Here is a 12,104-nt window from a genome sequence, read left to right as displayed (position 1 = left end):
ATGTCGCCGCTGGCCAGCCGCCAGTCGCTCTCGGCGCTCTCCTCGATGGTGGTGCGCCCGGCCAGCGGCGACATCACGCTCGACGGGCTGGTGCGCGAGCTGATCCGCCCGATGCTCACCGAATGGCTCGACTCGCACCTGCCCGCCGTCGTCGAGAAGCTCGTCGCGCGCGAGATCGCCCGGATCACCGCCGAACAGGCATAGGGCGGGCAGACATAAGGCCGTCCCGCGCGGGCGGTCGATCCGGGGTTCAAGAAGTGCCGCGGCCCGGCTAAGACCGCGCGCATGACGATCGACAAGACCTTCGACCCCGCCGCCATCGAGGCCCGCTGGTATCCGCACTGGGAAACGCAGGGGCGCTTTCGCCCGGAGCGGCCCGAGGCCGAGCCCTATACCATCGTCATCCCGCCGCCCAACGTCACCGGCTCGCTGCATATCGGCCATGCGCTGGACAACAGCCTGCAGGATATCCTGATCCGCCACGCCCGGTTGCAGGGCAAGGATGCGCTGTGGGTGGTGGGCACCGACCACGCCGGCATCGCCACGCAGATGGTGGTGGAGCGGCAACTGAACGCCGCCGGCAGCAAGCGCACCGATTTCACCCGCGATCAGTTCGTGGAGAAGGTGTGGGCGTGGAAGGAGGAGAGCGGCGGCACGATCACGCGCCAGCTCCGCCGGCTGGGCGCCTCGTGCGACTGGGCGAACGAGCGGTTCACGATGGACGAGGGCTTCTCGCGCGCCGTCATCAAGGTGTTCGTCGATCTGCATGCCAAGGGGCTGCTGTACCGCGACAAGCGGCTGGTGAACTGGGATCCGGGCCTGAAGACCGCCATCTCCGACCTCGAGGTCGAGACGAAGGAGATCCGGGGCAACTTCTGGCACTTCGCCTATCCGCTGGCGGAGGGCCGCGGCACGATCACGGTCGCGACGACCCGGCCCGAGACGATGCTGGCCGACATGGCGGTGGCGGTGCACCCCGACGACGAACGCTACGCCGCGCTGGTGGGCAAGCATGTGCGGCTGCCGATCACCGGCCGGCTGATCCCGATCGTGGCGGACGACCATGCCGATCCGGCGCTGGGATCGGGCGCGGTGAAGATCACGCCGGGGCACGACTTCAACGATTTCGAGGTGGGCAAGCGCGCGGGTTTCAAGGCCGGCGAGATGCTCAACATGCTCGATGCCGGGGCGCGCGTGGTGCAGACCGCCGACGGGCTGATCCCGGACGAATATCTGGGGCTGACCACCGCCGAGGCGCGCGCGCTGGTGGTGGCGCGGCTGAAGGCAGACGGCGTACTGATCCCGCACATCGACAAGGATGGCGAGGCGCACGACGCCGAACCGCGCACGATCCAGACGCCTTACGGCGACCGTTCGGGCGTGGTGATCGAGCCGTGGCTGACGGACCAGTGGTATGTCGATGCCAAGACACTGGCCGGCCCGGCGATCGACGCGGTGCGCAACGGCGACATCCGCGTGGTGCCGGAGACGTGGAAGAAGACGTGGTTCCAGTGGCTGGAGAACATCCAGCCGTGGTGCGTGTCACGCCAATTGTGGTGGGGGCACCAGATTCCGGCTTGGTATGGGCCCAAAAAGGCTCCCGATGGGGCAAGCATCAACGACATAGGCTGGACTACCGAAGAACATGCTTTTGTGGCTTATGACGAGCCGGATCTCCACCGACAGTTGGTCGCATATTACGGCGACGAAAAGAGTTTCATATTCCTCGATAATGAGGAGGATTATCTTGAACGAGATAGCGCTGTAGCTAGTAATCAGTATTTGCAAGGGCAGCACGAGAATCAAATCGCAATCTATCGAGAATCCGACGTCCTCGACACATGGTTCTCCTCCGCGCTCTGGCCGTTCGCCACGCTCGGCTGGCCGGACGATCCGGCGATGGTCGCGCGGCATTATCCCAACGATGTGCTGGTATCCGGCTTCGACATCCTGTTCTTCTGGGATGCGCGGATGGCCATGCAGGGGCTGGAGTTCATGGGGGAACGCCCGTGGAAGACGCTGTACCTCCACGGCCTCGTCCGCGCGCCCGATGGCTCGAAGATGTCCAAGTCCAAGGGCAATACGGTCGATCCGCTGGGCCTGATCGACAAGTACGGCGCGGATGCGCTGCGCTTCACGCTGGCGGCGATGGAGAGCCAGGGGCGAGACATCAAGCTGGATGAGAAGCGCGTCGAGGGCTACCGCAACTTCGCGACGAAGCTGTGGAACGCGGCACGGTTCGCACAATCGAACGGCATCGCCGCCTCGATCACGATCGAACCGCCCGTGGCCACGCTGCCGGTGAACCGCTGGATCGTCGCCGAAACCGTCCGCACGGTGCAGGCGCTCGATCTGGCACTGGCTGACCTGCGCTTCGATGAGTCGGCCAACACGATCTACCAGTTCGCCTGGGCCACCTTCTGCGACTGGTATCTCGAACTCATCAAGCCGCTGTTCGCCGAGGATGCGGACGACGCCGCCGCCGCCGAGACGCGGTCCGTGGCCGGCTGGGTCCTCGACCAGATCCTCGTGATGCTGCACCCGTTCATGCCGTTCATCACCGAAGAGTTGTGGCACGCGCTCGGCGAGCGGGAATATGACCTGATCGTCGCGAAATGGCCGATGGCGGATGCGCGCGCGATCGACCCGGCGGCGCAGGGCGAGATCGACTGGCTGGTGCGGCTGATCGGTGCGGTGCGTGCGGCGCGCAACGAGCTGAACGTGCCGCCCGGCGCGAAGCTGCCCTTGTTCGTGCGCGATGCGTCAGCCGAAACGCTGGCGCGGCTGGACCGTCAGGCGGCGCCGCTTGCCCGCCTCGCGCGGATCGAGGGGATCAGCACCGGCCCCGCGCCGGCGGGCGGCGCGCTGCAACTGGTGCTGGACGAGGCGACCTACGTGTTGCCGCTGGAAGGCGTGGTGGACCTGGCGGCCGAACGATCGCGCCTCGCCAAGACGATCGCGGTGACGACCAAGGAACTGGCCGCGACGACCAAGAAGCTGGACAACCCCAGCTTCGTGGAACGCGCCAAGCCCGAGGTGGTCGAGGAGAACAGGGAGCGGCTGGTGTCGTTCGCCGCCGAGATCGAACGGCTGGAGGCGGCGCCCGCAAGGCTCGGCTGAGTACTGCCCGGCGCGGTGCCGGGCAGCACCGGCCCCACTAAAGGCGCCGCCACGCGCAGCACCCCCCGCGCCACCTTGGCGGTGACCGGGGTGCGCGCCAGCACCTCGCCGTCGATCGAGATCGGCAGCGGCGGATCGGTGACGATGCGCAGCGACTTGCCGTGGAACTCGCGCACCGTCGTCTTGCGCGAGCGGAGTTTCAGAATGCTCGCGCCCCAGCTGTAGATCAGCCGGTGGCGGGCGTTGCCGATCACCGCCTGCACCACGATCTCGCCGCTGTCGAGCGCGGCATCCTCCACCAGCTCGGTGCCGCCGTGGTAGGTGCCGTTGGCGATCCGCACCTCCAGCGCGTCGATCGTCACGGCGCCCGCGCCCTCGCCCACCGTCAATTTGAACGGGCGGAAGCGGGCGAGCTGGAACGTCGCCCAGCCGAGATAGCCGACCCGGCCCAGCGTCCTCTTCAGTCCGTGCGGCACCGTCTCGGCGATCAGCGGGGAGATGCCCATCGCCGCGCAGTTGCAGAAATAGTCGTCGTCGATCATGCCAAGGTCGATCCGGCGCGCGCGGCCGCCGGCGATCACGTCGATCGCGCCGTCGAGGTCGAGCGGGATGCCCAGCGTGCGGGCGAAGCTGTTGGCCGTACCCAGCGGCAACAGCGCGAAGATGCTGTCGTGGCCGACGAAATAATCGACCGACGACGACAGCGACCCGTCGCCCCCGCCGACGATCACCATGGGCGCGCCGCCTTCCACCGCGGCCTTCACCACCTCGCCCATCTTCTTCGGGTCGCGCACCGCATGGGCGCGATCGATCTTCACGCCCACCGCACGCAGCCGCCGGCACGCCCGCCGGAACAGCTTGCGCCCCTTTCGCGAGCGCGCGTTGACGATCAACGTGGCATTGCGGGGAAGGGTGGCGGTCTCGGGGGGCTGACTGTTCACGGGCCGATAACGCGCGGCGGCCGTTCCGGGTGCAATATGACCGGCGGCGGCGTATCGGGCGGCATGGACAATACGGCCGACCGCCCCTTCATCCGCCTCGCCCCCGATGCCGCCCGCGCGCCGCTCACCCGCGCGGTGGCGGTGGAGATGCCGGTGGCGGTGGAGGCGAATGGCCTGGGCTATGCGGTGATGATGGCGACCCCCGCCGACCTGGCCGATTTCGCCTGCGGCTTCGCATTGGCCGAGCGGCTGGTGGATGCGGCGGACGAGATCGTTGAAATCGACCATCACGACACGGGCAACGGGCTGATCCTGCGGCTGACGTTGATCCCCGAGCGCGCCGACCGGGTGATCGATCGGGTGCGCCACCGCGTCGCCGAATCGTCGTGCGGGCTGTGCGGGCTGGAGAATCTGGAGCAGGCGCTGCGCCCGCTGCCGCCGGTGACGGCCATCTCCACAGCACCCGATGCCGCGATCTTCGCCGCATTGGCCGCCTTACGCGATCACCAGCCGCTCAACCGCGCGACCGGGGCGGCCCATGCCGCAGCGCTGTGCGGCGCGGACGGCACGATCCGGCTGGCGCGCGAGGATGTCGGCCGGCACAATGCCTTCGACAAGCTGATCGGCGCGATGCGGCGCGGCGGGCTGGACTGGGACGGCGGCTTCGCCCTGCTCTCGGCGCGCTGCTCCTACGAACTGGTCGAGAAGGCGGTGCTGGCGGGCTGCCCGATGCTCGTCACCGTCTCCGCCCCAACCAGCCTCGCGCTCGATCGCGCCGGCGCGGCGGGGCTGCGGCTGGTGGCGCTGGCGCGGGCCGATGCGGCACTGGAAGCCGCCCCCGCCGCCGGTTAAGACATGGGGATGAACCATCATCCCACCGCCGCCTTCCCCGCGCTCCGCCTCCGCCGCCCCCGCGCCAGCGCGTGGAGCCGCGCGATGGTGGCCGAAACCACGCTCAGCCCGACGGACCTGATCTGGCCGTTGTTCATCACCGAGGGCAAGGGCGTGGAAACCCCCATCGCTACCCTGCCCGGCGTCTCGCGCTGGTCGGTGGATCGGGTGGTGGAGCGTGCGCGCGAGGCGAAGGCGCTGGGCATCCCGTGCCTCGCCTTCTTCCCCAACACCCCGCCGGAGAAACGCAGCGACGACGGCGCCGAAGCACTGAACCCGGACAATCTGATGTGCCGCGCCATTCGCGCGGTGAAGGATGCGGTGCCCGATATCGGCATCCTCACCGACGTGGCGCTCGACCCCTATACCAGCCACGGGCACGACGGGCTGACCGATGCCGCCGGCTACGTGCTGAACGACGAGACGACCGAGCAGCTCGTGTTGCAGGCACTGGTGCAGGCGGCGGCGGGAGCCGATATCGTCGCGCCGTCCGACATGATGGACGGCCGCGTCGCCGCGATCCGCGCCGGGCTGGAGGCGAACGGGCACCGCAACGTGCAGATCATGGCCTATGCCGCCAAATACGCCTCCGCCTTCTACGGCCCGTTCCGCGACGCGGTGGGATCGGGCGGGCTGCTGAAGGGCGACAAGCGCGGCTATCAGATGGATCCGGCCAACGCCGAGGAGGCGCTGCGCGAGGTGGCGCTCGATCTGGCCGAGGGGGCGGACAGCGTGATGGTGAAGCCGGGCCTGCCCTATCTCGACATCGTGCGGCGGGTGAAGGAGCGGTTCGCCGTGCCGGTGTTCGCCTATCAGGTAAGCGGCGAATATGCGATGATCGAGGCGGCGGTCGCGGCCGGCGCGGGCGACCGCGACGCGCTGGTGCTGGAGACGCTGATGGCGTTTCGCCGCGCCGGCTGCTCGGGCGTGCTCACCTATCATGCGGCGCACGCGGCGCGCCTGCTCGGATGATCGAGACGCCGCGCCTGACCCTGCGGGCATGGCGTGACGACGATCGCGACTGGAACGCCGCCGAGGTCGCCTGTCCGGTGGTGATGGAGCATCTGGGCGGCCCGCAGGATCGCGCGCAAAGCGACGAGCGAATCGACCGGATGATCGCGTTGCAGGCCGCGCGCGGCCACGGCTTCTGGGTGGTGGAGCGGCGCGAGGACGGCGCACGGCTCGGCACCTGCGGGCTGAAGCTGGTCGACGCGCCGGGCGCGCCGATGCAGGGCGTGCTGGAGGTGGGCTGGCGGTTCGGCCGCGCACACTGGGGCCGGGGCTACGCCCGCGAGGCGGCGGCGGCCGCGCTCGCCTTCGCCTTCGACGGGCTTGGCGCGCCCTTGGTTGTCGCGTTGACGAGCGGGCGCAACACCGCCTCATGGGGCCTGATGCGCCGCCTGGGAATGGTCCGCCGCCCGGACCTCGATTACCACGATGCCCGCTATGGCGAGCGGGACAATCCGACGATCGTGCATGTGATCGACGCGTGCGCGTGGCGGGCGGGGTGAGGGGGATAATCCGCCGCCACGTCCGCCTTCGGCCCTCTGCGGTGCGGGTGCCCGGGATGAGCCGACGCTGATCGACGTACCGTTGCGACGTATCGCTATGTCTCGAAGGCCGTCACCCCGGGCTTGTTCCGGGGTCCACGCCGGGGTGATCGACGGCGTCCGGAACCGCGACATGGCGCCCGCACGAGGATAGACCCCGGAACAGGTCCGGAATGACGGTCCGGTTCGAACCCTGTTGCACGCGCCGTCCCATCCGCCCCGCGCCCAGGGCCGGAGGCTGCGTCATTGAGGCCACCCTCGCGGCCTGACGGAACAGCCGCCGTCGCCGCTCGCTACAGCCGCATGACGCCCGGACGCCTCCCTTGCCGCCCCTGCCCCCCGGCCCACCGGCGATGAGTGCGCTGCTCGCCGTGCGCGGCCTCGCCAAGTCCGTGCCGGGGCTGCGGCAGTTGTTCGCCGGCCTCGATCTCGCCGTCGGCGCGGGGGAGCTGGTTGCGATCGTCGGCGAATCGGGGGTCGGCAAGTCGACCCTGCTCAACATCATCGCCGGGCTGGACGAGGCGGATGCGGGCGAGGTGCGGATCGCCGGCGACCTGCTCGGCCCGCTGGACGAGGCGGCACGTACCCGGTTGCGACGGGAGCGGATCGGCTTCGTGTTCCAGGCCTTCCACATCCTGCCCTATCTCACGCTGCGGCAGAACGTCGGCCTGCCGGTGGCACTCGTCTCGCCCGACCCCGTCGCCGCGAACGCGCGGGCGGAGGCGATGCTCGCCCGTGTCGGGCTGGGCGATCGTGGCGACGGCTATGCGCGCGACCTTTCCGGGGGCGAGTTGCAGCGGGTCGCCATCGCCCGCGCGCTCGTCCACCGCCCGGCGCTGATCCTCGCCGACGAGCCGACCGGCAACCTCGACCCCGATACCGCAGCCCGCGTGCTGGCGTTATTCGCCGACGCGGTGCGCGAGGGGGGTGCGGCGGCGGTGATCGTCACCCATTCCGAGGCGACCGCGGCGGTGGCCGACCGGGTGCTGACCCTGACGCCCCACGGCCTCGTCGAGACCCATGGCTGAACCGGGCGTCGTCTCCGCCCGGCTGGCGCTCGGCTGGCTGATCGCGGGGGAATGGCGCGCGCATCCGGCCCGCTTCCTGCTCACTGCGCTGGCGATCGCGGTGGGGGTGGCGCTGGGCTTCGCGGTGCATCTCATCAACGGATCGGCGCTGGCCTCGTTCGACGGCGCGGTGCGCGGGGTGAACGGTGCGGCCGATCTGGCGGTGCGCGCCACCAGCCCGCTGGGGTTCGACGAACGCGCGTACCCGCGCCTGTCGCTGGCGCCGGGGGTGGCCGATGCCAGCCCGGTCGTGAGTTTGCCCGCGCAGGCGAACGGCGCGCGCTTCACCCTGCTGGGGCTGGATGCGATCCGCGCCGCCGCCGTGACGCCCAGCCTGATCGGGGCGCAGGCACGCGGGCCGGATGCGTCCACCGATGCGCTGTTCGACGATGACGGCCTGTTCCTCTCCCGCACCACGCTGGCCGCCGCGCACGCTAAAACGGGCGACACGATCACGGTCGCTGCCAACGGCCGGCGGGTGCGGCTGCGCATCATCGGGCTGCTGCCGGCGGTGGCGGAAGGTCAGGCGATCGGCGTGATCGATATCGCCGCCGCGCAAGAGTCGTTCGGCCGGCTGGGCAGGCTCGACCGGCTTGACCTCCGCCTCGCCGATGCCGCAGCCGCGCGCGCCGCCTTGCCCGACCTGCTGCCGGCGGGAAGCGTGATCGCCTCGCCCGACACGGTCGCGCAGCAGGGCGAGTCCCTCTCCCGCGCGTATCGCGTCAATCTGGACATGCTGGCGCTGGTGGCGCTGCTGACGGGCGGGTTTCTCGTCTATTCGGCACAGTCGCTGTCGGTGGCGCGGCGGCTGCGCGCGTTTGCGTTGCTGCGCACGCTGGGCCTGCCGCGATCGGGCATCGTGACGGCGGTGGCGGTGGAGGGGCTGGCGATCGGGCTGGTCGGCGCGGGCGTGGGGCTGGCGGCGGGCTACGGGCTGGCATCGGTCGCGCTGCGCTGGTTCGGCGGCGATCTGGGCGGAGGCTATTTCCGGGGGGATGCGGGCCTCGCCTTCCAGCCGCTCGCCGCTGCCGGCTTCCTCGGGCTCGGGCTGGCGGCGGCGCTGTTGGGCAGCATCCTGCCGGCGCGCGCCGCAGCCCGCGCCGCGCCGGCGGCGGCCTTGAAGGCATCGGGCGATCCGGTCGATCCGCGCGCCCGCGTGCCGTGGAAGCCGGCGGTGGCGCTGCTCGCGGCGGGCGGGGTCGCGGCGCTGCTGCCACCGATCGCCGCGCTGCCCCTGTTCGGTTTCGCCGGCATCGCGCTGCTGCTGGCGGGCGGCATTGCCGGGATGCCGTGGCTGGCGCGGCGGCTGCTCGGGCCGTGGGCGCGACGGAACATCGCCTCGGTGCCGCGCCTGCTCGCCATCCGCCATCTGCACGGCGCGCCGGGGGCGGCCGCCACCGCGCTGTGCGGCATGGTGGCCAGCACCGCGCTGATGATCGCGATGGCGACGATGGTGACGAGCTTTCGTGGCGCGGTGGACGAATGGCTGGGTGAGGTCCTCGCCGCCGACCTGTACCTCCGCGCCGAGGGCGGGGCCGGCTTCGATCCGGCCACACAGGCACGTCTGGCGGCGACGCCGGGGGTATCGGCGCTCGCCTTCAGCCGCCAGTTACCACTGACGATCCGCGCAGACCGCGCACCGCTGACTTTGATCGCCCGCCCGCTGACCGGCCCGAGCGCACGGCTGCTGGTGCCGGTCGGCCGTCCCATTGCGGTGCCGCCGGGGGCGATCGCCGTGTGGGTATCGGAGCCGGCGCAACGGCTGTACGGCTGGAACCCGGGCGAGGCGATCCGCCTGCCGGTCGCCGGCAACGCCCGTTTCGTGGTGGCCGGCATCTGGCGGGATTATGCGCGGCAGGCGGGCGCGGTCGTGATCGACGCGGCCGCCTACACCCGCATCACCGGCGATGCGACGCGCGACGAGGCGGCGGCCACGCTTGCTCCCGGCGCGCGGGCCGACGCGGTGGGACGGGGGATGCGCGCGCGGCTGCCGGCGGGGTTACGCGACGCCGTGTCGCTCGCCGAGCCGTCGACGTTGCGCAGTTTCGCGCTGGACCTGTTCGATCGCAGCTTCGCCGTCACCTACCTGCTGGAGGCGGTGGCGATCCTCGTGGGGCTGGCTGGCGTGGCGGCGACGATCTCGGCGCAGACGGTGGCGCGATCGCGCGAGTTCGGCATGTTGCGCCATCTGGGCGTGAGCAAGCGGCAGTTGACCGCGATGCTGGCGCAGGAGGGCGCGCTGCTCGGGCTGGTGGGTGCGGTGGCCGGCGTGCTGCTCGGCGGGGTCGTCAGTCAGGTGCTGATCCATGTGGTGAACCCGCAGTCGTTCAATTTCACGATGGAGACGCGGGTGCCGGTGGGCACGGTGCTGGGTGTGATCGCCGCGCTGGTGGCGGCGGCGGCGGCCACCGCCGTAATTGCCGGCCGCCGTGCCACCGCCGCCGATGCGGTGCTGGCCGTGCGGGAGGACTGGTGATGCCCCTGTTTCTGACGGCAGCGCGATTGACGGCGGCGCTGGCCGCGCTGTCACTCGCCGCCGCGCCGGTGGTGGCCGCGGCACAGGCAACGGCAGCCCCCAGGGGCTATCCCGTCGTCCGCCCAGGCATCGCCTTCCGCTTTCCGGCGGATCATGGCGCGCACCCGGCGTATCGCACCGAATGGTGGTATGCGACCGGCTGGCTGCGCACGGCGGACGGGCACGACCTGGGTTTCCAGATCACCTTTTTCCGCGTGCGGCCCAAGGCGGGTGCCACCCCCGCGCGCAGCCGCTTCGCCCCCACGCAGCTGATGTTCGCCCACGCCGCGCTCTCCGACCCCGCCACCGGCCGGCTGCTGCATGGGGAGCGTGCCGCGCGCGCCGGCTTCGGCCTTGCCGGGGCGCGCATCGGCGATGCGGACGTGACCATCCGTGACTGGCGGCTGCGGCGGCTGCCCGACGGGCGCTTCGTCGTCCGCGCCGCTGCCCCCGGCTTCACGCTGGACCTGACGTTGCGTCCTACCCAGCCGCCGCTGGCGCAGGGGCTGAACGGCTACAGCCGCAAGGGCGCGCGGCCGGCGGAGGCAAGCTATTATTACTCGCTGCCGCATCTGGCCGTCACCGGCGCGGTCACCCGTCAGGGGCGGCGCGCACCCGTGACCGGGCAGGCTTGGCTCGATCGCGAATGGTCATCGGATTATCTCGCCCCCGGCGCCGCCGGATGGGACTGGACCGGCCTGAACCTTGACGACGGCGGCGCGCTGATGGCCTTTCGCATCCGGGGCAAGGACGGCCGGACGATGTGGGCCGGTGGATCGCTGCGCCACCCCGACGGCACGATCGAGCGATTCACGCCCGCCGACGTCCACTTCCGCCCGCTCGGCTGGTGGACCAGCCGGGCCACCGGCGCGCGCTACCCCGTGGCGCAGGAACTCAGCGTGCGGCTGCGCGCCGGCATCCGCCGCTTCCGCCTGACGCCGCTGTTCGCCGCACAGGAGCTGGACGCGCGCGGCAGCGGCCTGCCGGTTTACTGGGAGGGCGCGGTGCGCACGCAGGGCGGGCGCGGCTATCTGGAACTGACCGGCTACCAGGCGCCGCTGGCCATGTAGTAGCCGCCGGAACCTTTGCCGCCGTCCGCGCGTCGCCTGCGGATGGAAGAAATTACCTACCTCGGGTTGCTGGAAGACGACGCGCTGGAAGTGGACGTCGGCGCGTTGCAGATCGCCGCGCTCGATCATCCGGGGGTGGATCTGGACCCCTATCTGGGCCTGCTCGCCACGCTGGCGGAGCGGCTGGCAGATATCGGCCACGGTGCGCGAACGGCGGCGGACCGGGTGGCCGCGCTGCGCGAGGTGTTCGCCGACGAACATCGCTTCACCGGCGACAGCGACACTTATGAGGACGCCGCCAACGCCGACATGATCCGCGTGATGGATCGCCGGCGCGGGCTGCCGATCAGCCTCGCCATCCTCTATGTGGCGGCGGCACGGCGGGTGGACTGGCCGGGTGAGATCCTCAACACGCCCGGCCATGTGCTGATCCGCATCGGCGCCTCGCCCGATGCGCTGATCGTCGATCCGTTCGACGGCGGCGCGGTGGTGGGGCTGGATCACCCCGCGCTGTTCGGCGCCGCCTCGCTCAAGGCGCGCGCACTGGCGATGTCCAATCGCGCCGCGCTGGTGCGACTGCTCGCCAATCAGGCCGGCCGGGCCGATGCCGCCGGGGATGCGGCGCGGGCGCTGGAGGTGTATCGGCGAATGACGGTGGTGTCCCCCGCCCACGGTGGCGGCTGGTGGGAACGCGCGCGGCTGGAACTGGCGGCAGGCGATCCCGAGGCTGCCCGCGCCAGCTTGAGCGCGATGCTGGAGGTGACGCGCGACCCGAGCCTGCGCCAGCGTGTCGTCGCCGCGCTGGGTTCGCTCGCCGCCTCGCGGTGAACGCCGGCTGGGATGGCCTGGAAGGATCGCGCCGTATCGACGACTTTCAATGGGTTGCCAGTCGTGTAAGAAACGGCAGGGCACCGGCCAATCGGTGCCCTGTCACGTCTGCCCGAGGATTC

The 12,104-nt window shown here is 70.9% G+C and carries 9 protein-coding genes and 1 pseudogene; 9 read left to right on the top strand and 1 reads right to left on the bottom strand.

The window, feature by feature from the left end; genetic code table 11:
• Positions 1-204 (top strand): DUF2497 domain-containing protein (locus FOY91_RS18440; protein ID WP_145155061.1); only part of this gene is annotated, 204 nt, incomplete at its 5' end.
• A gap of 81 nt (positions 205-285) precedes the next feature.
• A complete protein-coding gene (locus tag FOY91_RS18435; protein ID WP_145155059.1) occupies positions 286-3,120 on the top strand; it encodes a valine--tRNA ligase in 2,835 nt (944 codons plus the stop codon).
• A gap of 41 nt (positions 3,121-3,161) precedes the next feature.
• Here the strand turns inward: FOY91_RS18435 and FOY91_RS18430 are convergent.
• Positions 3,162-4,061, bottom strand: a pseudogene (locus FOY91_RS18430) (diacylglycerol/lipid kinase family protein); the annotation flags it as partial.
• 36 nt (positions 4,062-4,097) lie between these two features.
• Here FOY91_RS18430 and fdhD point away from each other — a divergent pair.
• The 7 genes from fdhD (at position 4,098) to FOY91_RS18395 (ending at position 11,982) form a co-directional block, all read left to right on the top strand.
• Complete coding sequence (gene fdhD / locus FOY91_RS18425; RefSeq protein ID WP_420822895.1) at positions 4,098-4,913, top strand: formate dehydrogenase accessory sulfurtransferase FdhD; 816 nt, start codon at positions 4,098-4,100, stop codon at positions 4,911-4,913.
• A gap of 9 nt (positions 4,914-4,922) precedes the next feature.
• A complete protein-coding gene (gene hemB, locus FOY91_RS18420; protein WP_145155057.1) occupies positions 4,923-5,924 on the top strand; it encodes a porphobilinogen synthase in 1,002 nt (333 codons plus the stop codon).
• Positions 5,921-6,463, top strand: coding sequence for a GNAT family N-acetyltransferase (locus tag FOY91_RS18415; protein WP_145155055.1), 543 nt, complete (start codon positions 5,921-5,923; stop codon positions 6,461-6,463). Before hemB ends, FOY91_RS18415 begins: the two co-directional genes overlap by 4 nt.
• Before the next feature lie 392 nt (positions 6,464-6,855).
• Positions 6,856-7,530 (top strand): ABC transporter ATP-binding protein, encoded by a 675-nt coding sequence (locus FOY91_RS18410; protein WP_145155053.1) that lies wholly within the window; start codon positions 6,856-6,858, stop codon positions 7,528-7,530.
• Entirely contained in the window at positions 7,523-10,045 is a 2,523-nt protein-coding gene (locus tag FOY91_RS18405) for an FtsX-like permease family protein (protein ID WP_145155051.1), read from the top strand. Before FOY91_RS18410 ends, FOY91_RS18405 begins: the two co-directional genes overlap by 8 nt.
• A complete protein-coding gene (locus FOY91_RS18400; protein WP_145155050.1) occupies positions 10,045-11,154 on the top strand; it encodes a lipocalin-like domain-containing protein in 1,110 nt (369 codons plus the stop codon). The genes FOY91_RS18405 and FOY91_RS18400 overlap by 1 nt, the downstream gene beginning before the upstream one ends.
• A gap of 42 nt (positions 11,155-11,196) precedes the next feature.
• Positions 11,197-11,982 (top strand): transglutaminase family protein, encoded by a 786-nt coding sequence (locus FOY91_RS18395; protein WP_145155048.1) that lies wholly within the window; start codon positions 11,197-11,199, stop codon positions 11,980-11,982.
• Positions 11,983-12,104: the final 122 nt, after the last annotated feature.

Origin of the sequence: Alterirhizorhabdus solaris, assembly GCF_007785815.1 — a bacterium.
Classification (GTDB): Bacteria; Pseudomonadota; Alphaproteobacteria; order Sphingomonadales; family Sphingomonadaceae; genus Alterirhizorhabdus; species Alterirhizorhabdus solaris.
This window is presented reverse-complemented; position numbering and strand designations above follow the sequence as displayed.

Excerpts from the sequence above, each read along its gene's own strand:
- FOY91_RS18395 (WP_145155048.1), top strand. The coding sequence starts at position 11,197 with ATGGAAGAAATTACCTACCTCGGGTTGCTGGAAGACGACGCGCTGGAA.
- FOY91_RS18400 (WP_145155050.1), top strand. The coding sequence starts at position 10,045 with ATGCCCCTGTTTCTGACGGCAGCGCGATTGACGGCGGCGCTGGCCGCG.
- fdhD (WP_420822895.1), top strand. The coding sequence starts at position 4,098 with ATGACCGGCGGCGGCGTATCGGGCGGCATGGACAATACGGCCGACCGC.
- FOY91_RS18410 (WP_145155053.1), top strand. The coding sequence starts at position 6,856 with ATGAGTGCGCTGCTCGCCGTGCGCGGCCTCGCCAAGTCCGTGCCGGGG.
- hemB (WP_145155057.1), top strand. The coding sequence starts at position 4,923 with ATGAACCATCATCCCACCGCCGCCTTCCCCGCGCTCCGCCTCCGCCGC.
- FOY91_RS18415 (WP_145155055.1), top strand. The coding sequence starts at position 5,921 with ATGATCGAGACGCCGCGCCTGACCCTGCGGGCATGGCGTGACGACGAT.
- FOY91_RS18435 (WP_145155059.1), top strand. The coding sequence starts at position 286 with ATGACGATCGACAAGACCTTCGACCCCGCCGCCATCGAGGCCCGCTGG.
- FOY91_RS18405 (WP_145155051.1), top strand. The coding sequence starts at position 7,523 with ATGGCTGAACCGGGCGTCGTCTCCGCCCGGCTGGCGCTCGGCTGGCTG.